Here is a 16,848-nt window from a genome sequence, read left to right on the forward strand (position 1 = left end):
AATTAGTCCTTATTCCAATCATAAGAAATATTCGCATCAAAGGCATCAGCTCTAAATTCGTCGGGATTTTGATGATCATACGCTTTAGTAACGGTATTAATGACCATGGCTTCAGTCTTGCTGACACATTTAAATCCATGGTAAACCATTTTAGGGATGTGAACTAACTTGGGCTCGTCCAAGCTCAAGTAAAACTCATTTACTTCACCCTTGGTAGGAGAATTTTCTCGCGGGTCATAAAGGGCAACTTTGACTTTTCCCAGAATACAAACAAAGTTGTCGTCTTGGTAGCGATGATAGTGCCAAGCCTTGATAACGCCCGGAAAAGCCGTGGTAAAATAAACCTGGCCGAAAGATTCTAGAAGATTATCGTCGCAACGAAGCATTTCCATTAATCGACCGCGTTGATCAGCAATGATCTTGAGCGATTTAATGCTGACACCTTTGATCATACTCCCCCTCGCCCTACGCCAAAATATTCAAATCCCGCTTTTTGAGCCGCTTCTTTATTTAAGAAATTCCTTCCGTCAAAAATAACAGGCTGTTTGACAGCCCTTTTCAATTTTCCATAATCTATTCTTTTAAATTCACTCCATTCGGTCAAAAGCAAAAGACAATCACAACCATCGGCTGTTTTGTAAACATCCTTGCAGAAAGAAACGCCTTTTAAAACTTCTTTTGCTTTTTCGACCGCTTGAGGGTCATAAGCTTTTATCTTCGCCCCTTCTGCCTGCAAAACCTCAATGATCTCCACCGAAGAGGCATTGCGCATATCATCTGTTTCCGGCTTAAAAGCTAACCCTAAAACGCCGATGGTCTTTCCTTTTAAGATCCATAATTTGTCTTCGATCAATTTAAGAAAAGATCTCTTTTGCTCAGCATTGACTTCGCGGACAGCCTTTAGGATCGTAAAATCATAGCCGCTTTTTTCGCTTAGACGGATAAAGGCGTCCACATCTTTAGGAAAACAGCTTCCACCAAAACCGATACCGGCATTTAGAAATTCCCGGCCGATCCTTTTATCATAGCCCATGCCTTCAGCTACTTTTAAAACATCCGCTCCAACCCGGTCGCAAATTTGCCCTACCGCGTTAATAAAAGAAATCTTTGTCGCCAGGAAAGAATTTGAGGCGTGTTTGATCATTTCCGCCGAATTGATATCCGTGACGATAACATGAGCGCTTTTAAGGGGTTTGTAAATATCTCGCAAAATTGATTCTGCTCTTTGAGATTCAACGCCGATAACGATCCGATCAGGGTTCATAAAATCATGGACCGCGGATCCTTCGCGCAAGAATTCGGGATTGGAAGCGACGTCAAATCCGTAAATATTTTTTTTAGGCATATTGAGGCGAATGGTGCGCTCAATGCGCTTTCCGGTGGCCGCCGGAACAGTGGATTTCTCAACGACAAGCTTATAACTATCCATACTACGCGCGATTTCCCGAGCGACATTTTCGACATAGGTTAAGTCGGCATCGCCATTTTCCTTGGAAGGAGTCCCCACCGCAATAAAAATAACCGTGGAACGCTTGGCGGCCTCGGCAATTGATGAATTAAAACTTAAGCGCTTACGTTCAACATTACGTTTTAAAAGCTCTTCTAATCCTGGCTCAAAAATCGGCATTTTAAGCTTTTTGAGCGAAGCAATCTTTTCGCGGTCATTATCCACGCAAATAACTTTATGCCCTATCTCCGCCAAGCAAACTCCGGTCACCAGGCCAACATATCCTGAACCAACAATAGCAATATTCACGTTTTTATTCTCCTGCTTGCGATCCGGCTTTTCTTTTATTAAAACCATTTCCAAAATCAATAGATAAATCCGGAAAAGCTTTTAAGCGAAAGACAAACCAAATTTCGCTACCCGAACCGCGCGTTTCGTTAAAATTAATATCCATTTCCCAACAATGCAAATCCCGCGTCACCCTAAACTCTTGTTCTTTTAATGAACCGCTATTAATGTCATGCCGCTCATAAATACTGAATTTCCATTTTGGGTTGATCACATAGTTAAACCCTGTTGTGATCTGGTCATCAACATCTAAGGCATAACGCTTCCCAAAATCAAGAGACCATTTGTGGCCGGTAAGATAAATGTCAAAATTAGCCGAGATCAATTTATCTTTCGTAGTATCAAAATTGGCATCGGAATTAAATGTCAGCCAATCGTTGGGCTTAAATTCAATATCGGAAGCAATGCTACCAAACCCGCCGGTCCCGCTATGCTCCTTAAGAAAGAAATCTGTGCTGGTAAGAACCCGCAACAAATCTACGGCAATGCCTTTGCGTTTTGTTTGTAGTTTATTTTCCAGAGAAAAATGAATCTTGTGATCATTGGTAATAGCGTCAATATCGTCAAAATAATCTAATGAAGACGCCGGGATCGTCGGGTCATGCCGATACTCATAAGCAACACTTGGCGTAACAACATGTCTGAGGCGATTAATATCCATCCCCCAATAATGCCCTTGGACATCGAACATCCGGAAAAATCTAGTACTAAGATCCGCGCCTGTCCTGAAAATTCCCCGCATAACGCTATACTGAGAAGCATTCATCGTTTTTGTATAATAAGTCTCCCGGCCGCCGACAAAAGGTTTAAATTCTAAAAAGCTGATCTTCATCGGGTAAGAGATCTCATTATTCGTGTCAAAACGTTTGGTTTCTTTTCTTACCTCAGTCGGCGACGGGTCTTTCTTCGAGAAATTATCAAATCCGTTTTCACTTTTTAGATAAAATCCGCTGTTACCAATCTCTTGGCTGGTAACGTCGTAACGGATCCCCGGAAGCCGCTCAACAGTCGAAGTAAAACGATTCACCCGAACATCACTGCGAAAGCTGAACGTTCCATTAGATAAATTTCTAGTTAAAAGGAAATAACTGGTAGGATCTTGGTCCTTCTGGTATTCCCGCTTAAGATAATCTTTAACGACGCCCGCATCACTCAACTTATAAAATTGCCAAATGGCCTCTGTCTTGTTATCAATGCTCCATTTATGACGCCACTGAGCTCTAAACCGTTCCCGTTCGATCGTCGGGCTTGGCCTCTCTTGCCAAGCATATTTTGACGTAATATTGCGTTCGTTCATATAATAGGTTCGGATAGAACCGCCGCCCATATTTTTCGTGTTATAGTTTAAATCAACACCGGAAGCAAAATCTTTTCGTTCGCGATAATCTAAATGAATGATACCTTTAAAATCCTCGCTAAAATAATATCGCCATGATTGAAGTAAAAACGCGCCCCATTCCCTGTCGAAACCGGGCGTATAAGTAACACGAGGCTTATCATTAAGGATCTGAGAATATTTAGGAATATACATAACCGGTACTTTACCAAAACGCATAGTGACATTGCGCGCAACAGCCTTTTTCCCGGGATAAATATCAAGCTTCTTCGATGCTAATTTGAAATGCGGTTTTTCAAGATCGCAGGTCGTTAAATAACCTTTTTTCATTTGGATTTGATTCTCAGCAACCTTGGAAACAGATTCTCCAGCGCCGTAATACGGGTGAGACGCGATTGTCGCCCCGTGAAAATCCCCCGTCATCGTTTCGAAATTATAAACCAGTTGGTCTCCGGAAATACTTCCCTGTGGCGTTCTTAAAACGACATGCCCCTGGGCGGTGGCAAGATTCGTATCGCGGGAAAATTCAACCCGGTCACAGGTTAGTTTTGTATCATTCTGAAGAATAGAAACATTTCCGGTGGCAATGACCATATTTTTTTCCACAATGAACTCGACCTGGTCGCCGTTAATTTCAACCGGAGTTTTGGACTCTTGCGCAAAAGCCTGAGTTGAAACCAAAAACAAGAAACAGGCTACCCAGCAACCCTTGCCAAGAAATTGATGCAGAAGATTAGACATAAAATTAGAAATCTTACTTTGCCGAAACAGCATGATTAACTAAAACTTGCGCGCCGATAATTCCGGCGTCTTCCCCTAATTGAGCTTTTACGATTTTTGCCATCCGCGCCGGGATTTTCATGGCGCGCTGAAGGATCGTTTTTTTGATGGCAGGAAAAAGATAACGGTGATTATTCGAAACGCCTCCGCCTATCACAATGCGATCCGGATTTAGGATGTTGACCACACCGGTTAACCCGATCCCTAAATGAAAGCCGACTTCTTCCCAAAATGCAATGGCCTTTCTGTTGCCTTTCGCCGCAAGCCGTGTTATTTCCGGAAAGGAAATTGTTTTGCCACGAAATATTTTTTTCGATTTTTCTAATAGATATTTGTTGCCAACATAACGCTCTAGACACCCCGTTCCGCCGCAATTACAACGCGGGCCATTTTCATTGATCGGGGTATGCCCAATTTCTCCGGCCGAAAATCCTTCCCCGCGATAAAGAGCATTATTGATAATAAGGCCGCCGCCAACACCTGTTCCAAGCGTAATACATACAACATTTTTTACACCGCGTCCCGCGCCAAATTTCCATTCGCCTAAGGCCATAAGATTGACATCATTGTCAACAAATGTAGGAATTCCAATTTCTTGTTGAATGATCTTTTTTACAAAAACATTTTTCCATCCGGGAATGTTCACCAAGCAATGCACCATCCCTTTTGGGAAATCAACTAACCCGGGAAAACCAATACCGATCCCTAGAATATCTTTCTTGCCAATGTCGTTTTGGGTTATTGTTTTTTGAGCGCAAGACACCAAGGCCTTGATCAAAGCGCTTTTGCTTTGCGCAAAACTCTTTGTAGGGAAAGCAGTTCGAAGAGATATCTTGCCGGAAGGATCAACCAACCCGCATTTGATATTCGTTCCGCCAACATCAATTCCTAAAACAAATCGGCTCATAAACGGGTTCATTCTACATCAAAACCCCAAGGGATTCAAGAAGTTGTGCGAGTTTTGCTCTTATAAGAAAAGTCATCTGGAGGGTTGTGAAAAAAACGGGAAAATGTCTTAAAGCGGTTTGATTTTAATACAGCCCGAACGTACAAATGCAATTACGCCCTTTTTTCTTAGCCCGGTACAAAGCCCAATCAGCTTTGTCAATAAGCTCCGCGACTAGCTTCCCATCTGAAGGGAATGTGGAAACACCGATGCTCACGGTCACCTTCACATTCGCATCATAGGCTTTGATGTTCTCCCCCGCTACGGCCGAACGGATACGTTCTGCCGCAAATTGCGCTCCGTCTTGATCGGTATCGGGCAAAACAACCGTAAGCTCTTCTCCTCCGTAACGGCCTACAATATCGATCTCTCGAATATTATCCTTCACGATACCGCCAATGGTGCGTAAAATTTGATCACCCACCAAATGCCCGTATTTATCATTAAAACTTTTGAAGTGGTCAACATCGATCATAAGAAATGACAGATTTATTTTTCGCGTTATGGAACGCTTCAATTCTTCTTCAAACCGCTCCAAAAAATACCGGCGCGTATGAACTCCTGTCAAACTATCTGTGATCGCCGATTCTTCGATCTCTTGATAAAGCTTAACGCGGCGCAATGCCAAGGCAAATTGATGGCCTAGAATAGCCAGCTTATCTTTATCTTTCGCGGATAAACCCTTAACCACAAGATACCCGAGTTTACGATTTTTCTCCTGGAGAGGAAAAACAAAATGCCTTTCGGATAAAATATGGATCTCATGTTCACTGGACAGCGCGTCAATAAACTGACAATCTTCGAAGACGATATTTTCTTTTAATTTTTCTTTAAAGATCTCAAAGGCTTCTTCTTCATTGAGCTTTTTGGTGATCTCTCTGGTCATTTCATACAAGATGAAGATCTCTCTGGCCGAATGCTCAAGCTGGCTGCGTTCTTGGAGTATTTGGTTTCGCTTTTCTAGCAGATCTTCATGCCGGTTTATCACCTGAGACGTGGCCTCATCAGCCGCGAACTCTAGGCTGTAAGAAACTTTCTTAAGCCCGTAGATAACGGCTCCGACAAATAGCGCCAAACAAAATGTCATTCCATAAAACATACGCGATTTCTTCCCTTGGCTTTTGCCCGGTACATGGCATTATCCGCAACTGCGATCAATTCTTCGCGTAAACGAGCATCCGATGGAAATGTCGCCACCCCGATCGAAACAGTAATACGCGTTTTTTGCTTGCGCAGAATGATCTCTTGTTTCTGAATTCGTTTGCGCACTTCGTCTGCCAGTTCAATGGCTTTTTCCTTCGAACAATCCGGCAAAAGGACGGCAAACTCTTCCCCGCCAAAACGCGATACCAAATCTCCGGGATTTTTGAACGTTTCCTGTAAGATCATCGCCACGGTCCTTAGCAAAATATCTCCGGCCATATGCCCATAGTGATCGTTGTAATCTTTGAACTTGTCTAAGTCAACCATCAAAAATGACAGCTCTCTTTTACTGCGGAATTCCCGGCTGATCTCTTCGGTCATACGCGCTAAAAGATAACGGCGAAGATATAATCCCGTTAATCCATCTTTGATAGCCAGTTCTTCAACGCGCTCATAAAGTTGCGCATTTTCAATAGCCACCGCCCCTAAATCACCGATCGTCGATAGAAACCGCAGATCATCCGACTTAAAACAATTTTCTTGGGGCGTATCAACGCGGAGGATCCCTAAGGCCTTATTGCCGATCATCAAAGGCGTGCTGATCAAAGAACCGATGGCGCGAGCTTCTTCAGAGACTGCCTTGTCCATATCAAAACGAAAATCGTTTTTTGCGGCTTCGACCAAAAGCGGCTGCAAGGTCTTGACCACCCAGCCGTCAAAGAGATCGCCTTTCTTAGATTTGATATTGATCCGCATTTGCCCTTTTTGAGAAGATGTTAACCCTAGCTCACCGGTGCGGGAATGAAAAAGATAAAGGATCGTAGTGATATCGCCATCGCCAAACAAGCGGTCTGTTTCGGCAGAAAGCGTTTCGGAAGTGTCTTCCAGGGAAAGACAGCGGCTTAATTTCTCCGTCAAGTCCTTAAGCTTAGAATAGTTGATGATCTTTTCTTGGAAGGCTTTTAAAACGGATGTTTCGGTTTCAATTTCGGCCTCCAGCAGATTATTCTTTTCCAAATAATCTTGGCGCTTGACCTCAGCTTCCGCCCGCTTCTTTTGAATACGCAAACGAACGGCAAAAAGAAACGCGATCAGAATGATCTGCGCAATGGCAACAAAAAATAAAAACCCGGTGTGGGCACGAAGAGAAAAACTAAAGAAAAAGATCTGGAAGAAAATAAAAAAGAAGAAAAAGAGAGGCAAAAGCGCGGAGTTAGATAATTGTTTTTTCGGTTTCCTTGTCAAAAAAGTGCACCTTGCTCATGTCAAACACAAGATCCATATCACGGTTAACTTCAGGCCTGTCGTGAGCGCCGACGCGGGCAATAAAGGTATGCCGGCCGGTATTCAAATAAAGATAAACTTCCGATCCCATCGGCTCTACGACTTCACAAGTTGCCCGGGCTGTATTTTCCGGGGAGGCCTCAGAGGCAAACAACTTATCATAAATATCCTCGGGCCGAATGCCAAAAGTAACCTCTTTACCTTCAAAAGGAGCGATAGCGTCAAACATCTCCTCTATAAGCTTAACCTGAAATTTACCTTCGTCAAAGTAGTATTTTCGCTCTTTTTTGATGATTCGGCCGTTTAGAAAATTGATCGGCGGCGACCCGATAAACCCGGCAACAAACTTATTGGCCGGATTATCATAAACCGCGATAGGGTCATCACATTGCTGGATCTTGCCGTCTTTCATGACCACAATACGGTCCCCCATGGTCATGGCTTCGGTTTGATCATGAGTAACGTAAATGAACGTCGTCTGAAGGCGTAAGCGAAGTTTGTGGATTTCGGTGCGCATTTGTACGCGCATTTTAGCGTCTAAATTACTCAATGGTTCATCGAATAAAAACACCATTGGCTTACGGATAATGGCGCGTCCAACCGCCACGCGCTGTCGTTCGCCTCCGGACAATTCCCGCGGACGGCGGCCTAAGAATTTCTTGATCCCTAAGATCTCCGCCGCTTCTTGAACGCGGCGGACAATTTCAGCTTTTGGATAACCGCGCAACTTTAATCCAAAGGCCATATTCTCAAAAACGGTCATATGGGGATATAAAGCATAATTCTGAAAAACCATGGCGATATTTCTATCTTTGGCAGGAGTATCATTGACAACGCGATCTCCAATAGAGATCGTCCCTTGAGTCGCTTCTTCTAATCCGGCGATCATGCGAAGCGTCGTCGATTTACCGCAACCCGACGGGCCAACGAGGACTAAAAACTCTTTATTTTCAACGCTTAAGTTGACGTTGTCGACGGCCTTAACACCGCCTTTGTAGATCTTGCTGACATTTTTTAAGCTAACTTGGGCCATGAGTTTATTTTTCTTTTCGCGAGAATTCTAAAACGACGGCTTATTATAACAAAACTGACTCTTAGCGTAAAAATAAATTCTCAAAGGCGAACAATTTATGAGGGACGGGTATAGTCGATAATCTTGTCGAGGGTATTTTTTAATTCTTTACGGGCTACGATCATGTCGATCAAGCCATGTTTAAGAAGAAACTCTGATTTTTGAAAGCCTTCGGGCAGCTTTTGACGAATGGTTTGTTCAATGACTCGCGGACCGGTAAAACCGATCAAGGCCTTGGGTTCCGCAATGATAATATCGCCCACGCCGGCAAACGAGGCCATGATCCCGGCCATCGTTGGATTCGTTAAAACAGAAATATACAAAAGTCCCGCATCATGATGACGGGAAAGTGCCGCGCATGTTTTCGCCATCTGCATCAGCGAAAAAACACCTTCGTACATTCGCGCCCCACCGCCTGATCCGGAAATAATAACAACCGGTAATTTATTCTTCGTTCCATATTCAATAACCCGGGTAATTCTCTCGCCGACTACCGAGCCCATAGAGCCCATGATAAATCTCGAATCGGTAACGGCAATGGCAATTTTTTTAGAATTGACCTGGCCTACACCGGTGATCACCGCATCGCTTAACCCTGTCGCTTTTTTATCCGCGTCTAATTTTTCTTTATAAGTTTTAGGGCCTTTAAAATTCAGCGGATCCGTCGATAAAAGATTAGCGTCCATCTCCTCAAAAGTGCCCGGATCGATAATAAGCTCAATGCGTTCCGGCGCTGTGAGAGTAAAATGGTATTCGCACTTAGGGCAAACGCTTAGATTGTCTTTGAGGGATTTATTATAGACAGGGTTCCCGCAATCCGGACATTTGGTCCATAGTCCGTCGGGAATTTCTTTCTTTTTGATTTTAACTAATGTGTATTTCGGTTTTCCGAATAAGACCATAGGATGCTTTTTAGGATCTGGTTAAAAAACTTTACTTTGAATCCATTCTGTATGTCGTCAATCCGGATAATACTTTTGGATAAAAGTAAGTTGTTTTGGGCGGCATTTTTTCGCCGTTTAAAGCGATGGCCTTTAATTGCCAAATGCGCACAGGGTTTAGAATGAAGCACGCATCCGCTTGCTTATTATCCACGGCATTAAAAGATTCGCCGATATCTTTCGAATAGATAATATCATCGGAGCTGATGTTGGCACGATCGAAGACAAAACATTTCAGGATAGCCGCATCCAGCTCTTTGTAATCCTGCGAGCCTTCCTTCATATGTTGGTTGATGAGGAGTTTATTTTTGAGGCGTAAAAGCTTTATACCGTTTTTGCTATAAAATCCAAAGGCGTGTTCGTTTTGCCCTGCCTTGGCTAAAAGGATCTGCAAGTCCTCTTTGGAGGAAATTTTATCGATCCGGAAATAATCTTCCAGAAAATCCAATTTGCCTTTGATCTTTTTTACGATGCGATGGATAGGCAAGATCAATAGATCGCGCGAATCAATATTGGTAAAATAGGTCATGATAAAATTGCAAGGCTCTAAACCTGTGGGGCGGGATTTCTTGGCTAAGACTTGACGACGGTATTCCATCGCGACTTCAAAACGATGGTGGCCATCGGCAATAAAAAGTTGCTGTTCCGAAAGAGAATCTCTGATCTCATTGATCAGCATTTGGTCGTCTAATCGCCAGAGAATATGCCGGACTTTATCATTATCCACAATGTCGATAAGCGGAACGGTTAAAACAACTTTTTGATTAAAGGTCGTTTCAACTTTCTTTCCCTTATCGGAGAAACAAACAAAGATGGAGCTTAACGAAGCCTTCACATTACGGACGAGCCTTAGGCGGTCTTCTTTGGCCGCCAAATGCGTATTTTCATGAGGATAGATCTTGGAATCTTTTTCATCCGGGAGGCGCAAAAGCGCGATAAAACCCATACGGCTGTGCTTCTGGCCGTAAACCATATATTCTTGTTTATAAAAATAAATACACGGCTTTGTGTCTTCTTTTAAAATTCCTTTAGCGAGCCATTCGTCAAAAGTCTTTCTGGCCCGAGTATATTTATTGTCATAGCGGTCATCGCCGGATTTTTCTTGACCCAGATCGATACGAATAAAGTTATGCGGACTAGCATTATAAAATTCCGTCTGCTCTTTAGCAGAAATAACGTCGTACGGCGGACAGACAACGGCAGATAGATCTCCCGCTTTTTCCTTGTCATAGTAAACGGCTTTAAACCCTTTGATTTGCGTCATTTTTTATTCCAATCTTTGGCTTCCTTGAATAATACGCCCACGAACCTATGATACCGCCTAAGCCGTCAGCTAAGGCATCCCAAATAGATGCTGTCCGCCCTTCAACAAACATCTGGTGCCACTCATCGCTTAATCCGTACGAAAATGTCAGAACAACCGCAATGGTAAAAATTTGACTTTGAGAGAACTTTATTCCTGCATGGTCAAGTGCCCGGACTAATAGAAATCCCAAAATCGCATATTCCAAGACGTGCCAAAATTTATCGGAGAATGTCTCCGGTAAGGGAGCTTGCAAGTTCGGCAGGCTCGAAACAAAGAAGATGATACCAGAATAGCAAAGGACAGGAAACCAAAATTTAATAAATCTCATTTAAACAAAATACGGCTTTCTGGAGGTTTTATCCTTGCTTTTCTAAAAAACTGACGTTTTTTAATGACAGCCGCAACCGGCTCCGCAGGAACCGCCCGCTGGCTTTGGAGCTGCCGCTGGTTTACCATCATCTCTAGGAGAGCCTTTTTGCTTATAATCTGTCTCGTAAAACCCGCTTCCCTTAAAGATAATTCCGGTTCCGGCTCCGATCAGGCGTTCCAGCTTATTTTTCCCGCATTTCGGACATTTGGTAAGGCGTTTTTCGGTCATGGTCTGAAAAGCTTCTAAGGCATGTCCACACGCCGAACATTCATATTGATAAGTTGGCATACACTCTCCCGTATTTATTTAAACGCTTTCTTTAATTTCTCCGCGAAAGATTCATCGCGGCCTAAATCTTCCCCGCTGACACGCGCGTATTCTTCCAAAAGCCGTTTCTGTTCGCTGGTTAGGCTTGTCGGAACCTGGAGCATAAGCTTAACATATTGGTCACCTTCACTGCCACTGCGCAAATCAGGCATGCCTTTTCCTCTTAAGCGAAAAACTTTTCCGCTTTGAGTACCGGAAGGAATTTTCATTTCCACATTGCCGTTTAACGTTGGAACTAAAACTTCGGCTCCCAAAGCCGCTTTTACAAAACTCACCGGCAATTCCATATAAAGATCATTATGGTCACGCTGAAATTGTTCGTGCGGCTTAACATGAATATAAATATACAGATCGCCCCGGCCACTAGTACCCGCTTCGCCTTCGCCGCGCACGCGAAGCTGAGAATCATTGTCAACTCCGGCGGGGAATTTAACTTCAATGTTGCGGACAACCTTGACCATGCCCTGTCCCTGGCATTTTAAACAAATCTCGGAAATAATTTTTCCTTCACCGCCGCATTGCGAACAGGTTTGCGCCATTCGGAAAAAACCGTTAGATACCACAACCTGCCCCTGGCCTTTACAGGCCGGACAGATTTTGGGTTTACTTCCCGGCTTAGCGCCGCTGCCTTCACAATGAGTGCAATTTTCGTGGCGAGGAACCTTGATCGTCTTTTTTATTCCGGTAAAAGCCTCTTCGAGTGTTAAATCAACTTCGTATTGAATGTCTCTGCCCCGGCGAGAACGACGCCCACGGCGTCCGCTGCCGGCATCAAAGCCAGAATCACCAAATATCCGATCAAAGATCCCGCCGCCTAAGCCAAAATCCGAAAGCCCTTCAAAGATGCTGCTAAAATCAGCATTCTTAAAAATATCTTCCGATGTATATTGTTGGTCAATTCCCTGATGTCCGTGCTGATCATACATGGCGCGTTTTTGCGGATCGGACAAAACAGCATAGGCCTCAGAAATTTCTTTGAATTTTTCCTCGGCCTCTTTTTTCTTTTCCTCCGGAACGCGGTCGGGATGATGCGAAAGCGCCAATGATCTGTACGCTTTCTTGATCTCATCAAGAGTCGCTGATTTTTTTGCCCCTAGAATTTCGTAGTAATCTTTTTTCATTAATTACTTCTTGTCATCTTCCGCTTTAAAATCAGCGTCGATGATATCTTCTTTTTTACCCTTTGGGCTTTCCGATTGAGCTCCTGCAGAATGGCTGTCCGCTGATTGAGCGCCAGCCCCACCGCCGGAATGAGCGCCACCTTGTTGCTGGGCAGTTGTTGCCTTATAAACTTCTTCGGCTAATTTATGCGCGGCTTTTTGCAAAGATTCCATGCCGGATTTTATCTTCGCCTGCTCTTTATTTTTTATAGCGTCTTTTAGGCTGTTTAATTCTTGTTCAATATTGGCGCGGTCGGTCTGTGAAACTTTATCGCCGTAATCTTTTAACGATTTCTCCGTCGCGTAAACAAGGGTATTCGCCTGGTTGCCTAACTCAACTTCTTCTTTCTTCCGCTTGTCTTCTTCGGCGAATTTCTCCGCTTCTTTGACCATTTTCTGGATTTCTTCTTCAGAAAGTTTTTTAGGAGCGGTGATCTTTATCGATTGTTCTTTGCCAGTTCCTTTGTCCTTGGCAGAAACATGCACAATTCCGTCTTGGTCAATGTTAAACGCAACTTCAATTTGAGGAACTCCGCGCGGTGCCGGAGGAAGACCAACAAGATCAAAACGCCCCAGCTCGGTATTGTCATTGGCCATTTGGCGTTCGCCCTGCAAAACACGAATGGTGACCGCTGGCTGATTGTCTTCGGCCGTCGAGAACACTTGAGCTTTTTTAGTTGGAATGGTTGTATTTCGTTCAATGAGCTTTGTAAAGATCCCACCCATTGTTTCTATCCCTAACGAGAGCGGGGTAACATCTAAAAGCAAAACTTCTTTAGCTTCCCCTTTAATAATAGAAGCTTGAACTGCCGCGCCTAACGCCACGCATTCCATGGGATCAATGCCTCGCTCGATCTTTTGCCCAACTTCTTTTTCAACAAACTTTTGAACGATCGGCATTCGCGTCGGACCGCCGACCAAGATAACCTTATCAATTTTCACATCTTGCCCAAATTTTGCGGAAGCATCCTTTATAGCTTGAGCGACCGGCCCGCGGCATCTATCCACGATCGGCCCGATAAGATCTTCTAATTTCGCGCGGTCAATGGCCATTGTTAAATGCTTCGGCCCCGACGTATCCGCGGTAATGAACGGTAAATTGATATCCGTGGAAACAGTGCTAGAAAGCTCCACTTTGGCTTTTTCGGCCGCTTCACGAAGCCGTTGAAAAGCCATTTTATCGTTTTTTAGATCAATGCCGCTTTCTTTCTTGAATTGATTGATAATATGATCGATCAAAACATTATCCATATCTGTTCCGCCCAGCTGTGTGTCGCCGCTGGTCGATAAAACTTCGAAGGTTGCGGCTTTATGTGAATCATCCCATCCCATCTCTAAGATTGTAACGTCCAAGGTTCCGCCGCCCAAATCGAAAACCATGATCTTTTGTTCTTTTCCGGCTTTATCCAAACCATAAGCCAGGCAAGCCGATGTCGGCTCATTGATAATGCGAAGCGCCTTTAAACCGGCAATTTCTGCCGCGTCCTTGGTGGCTTGACGCTGATTATCATTAAAATATGCAGGAACAGTAATGACCGCTTCTTCTACCTTGTCGCCTAAGTATTTTTCCGCGTCGGCTTTGATCTTTTGCAAGATAAACGCGCTGACTTGCTGCGGGCTATAATCGGCTCCAAATACTTTGAATTTATGATCAGTGCCCATTTTGCGTTTAGCCGCATAAATAGTTCCTTCCGAATTAATAGGAGCCTGGCGCCGTGCCGGTTCCCCGACTAAACGCTGTCCGTCTTTGGTGAACGCGACGAAAGAAGGAAATGCTTTACCGGAAGCCACACCGGCTCCTTCCGCCGACGGAATAATAACGGGACGTCCGCCTTCCATAACGGCTGCCGCCGAATTTGATGTTCCTAAATCAATTCCAATCACTCTAGACATATTAATCACCCTATCCTTTTATTTATTTTTAAGAATTCTTTATTTTTGGTTTTCTTCTTTTTATGCTTCCGGCTTAGCCGTTTTGGCTGCCGCTACTTTCACTTTGCTGGTGCGGAGCACTCGCCCTTCCAGCAAATACCCTTTTTGAAATTCTTCAATAATGGTTCCTTCTTTTGACTGATCTGTTTCTTCCTGCATCAACGGTTCATGAAAATTCGGATCGAACATTTTCCCTTTTGCATCGATCGGCTTAACACCGTTTCTCTTAAGTAGGTCATAAACATGAGCCATCACAATTTCGATGCCTTTTAGAAACGCTTCATAATCTTGATGCTTGATCTTCGCTGCTTCAACGGAACGCTCCAGGTCATCTAAGATATTGAGAAATCCGGATAATAATCCCTCATTAGCATATTTGACGAACTCTATTTTTTCGCGTTCTGTTCTTTTACGCAAGTTGTCAAACTCCGCTAAAAGGCGGATATATTTATCTTTATAATCAAAGGCATCGCGGACAAGCTTTTCGTGCTCAGACGCCGTTAAAGAAATAACTTCATCTTTTTTATCTTCACTCTTTTTTCCCGGATCTCCAGAAGAAACTTCACCGGATCGGGCTTCGCTTGAAAGCTCATCGCTTTCTTTCATTTTTTCGTCTTTTTTATTTGCGCCAAACATATGTTCTCGATTTTCCTTTAGAAGATTTCCTTCATCAGCTGTGAAACATAATTTAAGGTCGATACCACCCGTTCATAATCCATCCGAGTCGGGCCCAAAACCGCGATACGTCCCGACGGTCCATTCTTAATTTCATAACGCGACACCGCCAAAGAACAGCCCGAAACATCTTGGCAGGTTATTTCACTGCCGATGTAGATCTGGATCTTTTTCTGTAAAACACGGTTGATGGCTTCCAAGATCCGCTCTTTTTCTTCGAGCGCATGAAGGATCTGCTGAATTCTTTTAAAATCATGGAACTCCGGATATCCGGCCACATGGCTAATGCCGTGGTAAAAAAGCTTATCATCCTCGCCATCAATGGAGATCATGCTCGTGTAATGCGTCAGATTTGAAATAACTTCCGATGTCTTATTTAAAACGGTTTCCAGCTCGGAAATTCCTTTTTTATATTCGGCTTTGACCCGCTCTTTCTCTTCCGCGAGAAGCTGAATTTCATTCATTAGGTTATCGACGTAATAACGGTAACCGACCTGGGTCGGTACGCGTCCGGCAGAGGTATGTGGATGGCTCAAGAATCCTTCTTCTTCTAATTCCGCCAGAATATTACGCATCGTTGCGGGGCTTACATCTAAACTATAGTGCTGAACAATATAGCTGGAGCCAACCGGAGAAACATTGCGAATGTATTCTTCCACCACAATGCCTAAAACCCGATCTTTTCTGGACTGAGTATCTGCTTGCTTAGAAACCATGAGAACCCTCGCTTATTTTTTGATTTTAGCAATCATTGCCTAAGAGTGCTAAGCGGGTATTATAGCAAATAATGTTTGGGTGTCAATAATACTCAGGTGCAAGGAATCAAAGGATTAAGGGTCGGGCGACAGACACCAGAGCAACTTTCTCTAATTACCTTGAGTGTCTGTCGCCCGACTTATCTTCTTATCTTCGATTAATTAACATCCACCTTGATCTGTTTCGGCTTCACTTTTTCCGATTTAGGAAGAGTAACTTCCAAAACGCCGTTTTTGTAAGACGCCTTAACCTTGTCTTTTTCTACTCCGACGCCTAATTGAAGATTTCTTTCGAAAGCGCCGTAAAGCCGTTCACTACGGAAGTAATTTTCTTCCTCTTTCTTAACTTCCGCTTTTCGTTCGCCGCGAATGGTCAAGACATCATCTTCAATCGCGACTTCAATCTCCTCTTGTTTAAGGCCGGGCAAATCAGCTTTGATGATCACATTGCTCTTATCTTCGCTGACATCCAGAGCCGGCCAACCTCCCCTAAATGGAGCAAGGCTTTTATCTAAATTAGGGAAAAGCGTCAGCCCCATCAGCCGATCGTTTAGATCGGTCAATTGTTGAAACGGATCACAGCTTCTCTTCCATTGTATAAGCGACATAATGGATACTCCTTTCGTCTGTTTTTTGTTTTTGTTTTTACTGTCTTGCCTTAGATATTGGCACTCTCCTAGGTTGAGTGCTAAATTCTTGGCAAAAAAATTTGCCCTACTCTTTATTCCCTGTTATTTCTAAGAAAACTTTCACATTGCTGATAGTGATATGTTTTTCTTCCATAAGATAATGAACATAACTTAACTTTTTGATCTGCACTTTAGAATAGCAACGTGTCTTTTTCCCTATACGCTCGGGGCAAATAATGCCAAAATCATCTAATTTTCGTAAAGTCCAGATAGGGATTTCAACCATACGGCTCACGACGCTAATAGCGAACAACGGTTCCTCGGGATTGATCTCAACCTCGAAATCATCCGGAGAAACTTGATGTTTCTTAGAGGCCTTATTTGTCATGAGTTATCA

The 16,848-nt window shown here is 43.6% G+C and carries 17 protein-coding genes; all 17 read right to left on the reverse strand.

What is annotated here, in order from left to right:
• Positions 1 to 2 precede the first annotated feature (2 nt).
• Entirely contained in the window at positions 3 to 452 is a 450-nt protein-coding gene (locus tag WC676_00615; GenBank protein MFA5059116.1) for a dTDP-4-dehydrorhamnose 3,5-epimerase family protein, read from the reverse strand.
• Positions 449 to 1,804 (reverse strand): UDP-glucose/GDP-mannose dehydrogenase family protein, encoded by a 1,356-nt coding sequence (locus tag WC676_00620; protein ID MFA5059117.1) that lies wholly within the window; start codon positions 1,802 to 1,804, stop codon positions 449 to 451. The genes WC676_00615 and WC676_00620 overlap by 4 nt, the downstream gene beginning before the upstream one ends.
• Entirely contained in the window at positions 1,761 to 3,872 is a 2,112-nt protein-coding gene (gene lptD, locus WC676_00625) for an LPS assembly protein LptD (GenBank protein ID MFA5059118.1), read from the reverse strand. The genes WC676_00620 and lptD overlap by 44 nt, the downstream gene beginning before the upstream one ends.
• A gap of 13 nt (positions 3,873 to 3,885) precedes the next feature.
• Positions 3,886 to 4,818 (reverse strand): ROK family protein, encoded by a 933-nt coding sequence (locus WC676_00630; GenBank protein MFA5059119.1) that lies wholly within the window; start codon positions 4,816 to 4,818, stop codon positions 3,886 to 3,888.
• Positions 4,819 to 4,942: 124 nt separating this feature from the next.
• Positions 4,943 to 5,956, reverse strand: coding sequence for a GGDEF domain-containing protein (locus WC676_00635; protein MFA5059120.1), 1,014 nt, complete (start codon positions 5,954 to 5,956; stop codon positions 4,943 to 4,945).
• Entirely contained in the window at positions 5,941 to 7,245 is a 1,305-nt protein-coding gene (locus tag WC676_00640) for a sensor domain-containing diguanylate cyclase (GenBank protein MFA5059121.1), read from the reverse strand. The genes WC676_00635 and WC676_00640 overlap by 16 nt, the downstream gene beginning before the upstream one ends.
• On the reverse strand, positions 7,214 to 8,317 hold the full coding sequence (gene ugpC, locus WC676_00645) for a sn-glycerol-3-phosphate ABC transporter ATP-binding protein UgpC (GenBank protein ID MFA5059122.1): 1,104 nt from the start codon (positions 8,315 to 8,317) through the stop codon (positions 7,214 to 7,216). Before ugpC ends, WC676_00640 begins: the two co-directional genes overlap by 32 nt.
• Positions 8,318 to 8,412: 95 nt before the next feature.
• Positions 8,413 to 9,258 (reverse strand): acetyl-CoA carboxylase, carboxyltransferase subunit beta, encoded by an 846-nt coding sequence (gene accD / locus WC676_00650; GenBank protein MFA5059123.1) that lies wholly within the window; start codon positions 9,256 to 9,258, stop codon positions 8,413 to 8,415.
• Positions 9,259 to 9,289: 31 nt separating this feature from the next.
• Complete coding sequence (locus WC676_00655) at positions 9,290 to 10,561, reverse strand: DUF1015 domain-containing protein (protein MFA5059124.1); 1,272 nt, start codon at positions 10,559 to 10,561, stop codon at positions 9,290 to 9,292.
• The gene (locus WC676_00660; protein ID MFA5059125.1) at positions 10,539 to 10,931 is read right to left on the reverse strand and encodes a VanZ family protein; all 393 of its coding nucleotides are present in this window, start codon (positions 10,929 to 10,931) and stop codon (positions 10,539 to 10,541) included. Before WC676_00660 ends, WC676_00655 begins: the two co-directional genes overlap by 23 nt.
• Before the next feature lie 60 nt (positions 10,932 to 10,991).
• Positions 10,992 to 11,261 carry a zinc ribbon domain-containing protein gene (locus WC676_00665; GenBank protein MFA5059126.1) on the reverse strand — a complete coding sequence of 90 codons (270 nt, stop codon included), beginning with the start codon at positions 11,259 to 11,261 and terminating at the stop codon, positions 10,992 to 10,994.
• A gap of 14 nt (positions 11,262 to 11,275) precedes the next feature.
• Positions 11,276 to 12,421 (reverse strand): molecular chaperone DnaJ, encoded by a 1,146-nt coding sequence (gene dnaJ, locus WC676_00670; protein MFA5059127.1) that lies wholly within the window; start codon positions 12,419 to 12,421, stop codon positions 11,276 to 11,278.
• A 3-nt stretch (positions 12,422 to 12,424) separates the two neighbouring features.
• Entirely contained in the window at positions 12,425 to 14,353 is a 1,929-nt protein-coding gene (dnaK, locus tag WC676_00675) for a molecular chaperone DnaK (protein MFA5059128.1), read from the reverse strand.
• Between the two features lie 60 nt (positions 14,354 to 14,413).
• Positions 14,414 to 15,028: a nucleotide exchange factor GrpE gene (gene grpE, locus WC676_00680; protein ID MFA5059129.1), complete on the reverse strand. Its 615-nt coding sequence runs from the start codon at positions 15,026 to 15,028 to the stop codon at positions 14,414 to 14,416.
• A gap of 17 nt (positions 15,029 to 15,045) precedes the next feature.
• Positions 15,046 to 15,783, reverse strand: a complete 738-nt coding sequence (locus tag WC676_00685; GenBank protein MFA5059130.1) for a hypothetical protein — start codon at positions 15,781 to 15,783, stop codon at positions 15,046 to 15,048.
• A 197-nt stretch (positions 15,784 to 15,980) separates the two neighbouring features.
• A complete protein-coding gene (locus WC676_00690) occupies positions 15,981 to 16,430 on the reverse strand; it encodes an Hsp20/alpha crystallin family protein (GenBank protein ID MFA5059131.1) in 450 nt (149 codons plus the stop codon).
• Positions 16,431 to 16,536: 106 nt separating this feature from the next.
• The gene (locus tag WC676_00695) at positions 16,537 to 16,839 is read right to left on the reverse strand and encodes a MerR family transcriptional regulator (GenBank protein ID MFA5059132.1); all 303 of its coding nucleotides are present in this window, start codon (positions 16,837 to 16,839) and stop codon (positions 16,537 to 16,539) included.
• Positions 16,840 to 16,848 lie beyond the last annotated feature (9 nt).

It is taken from the genome of Candidatus Omnitrophota bacterium (genome assembly GCA_041649175.1).
Taxonomy (GTDB): domain Bacteria; phylum Omnitrophota; class Gorgyraeia; order Zapsychrales; family JBAZNR01; genus JBAZNR01.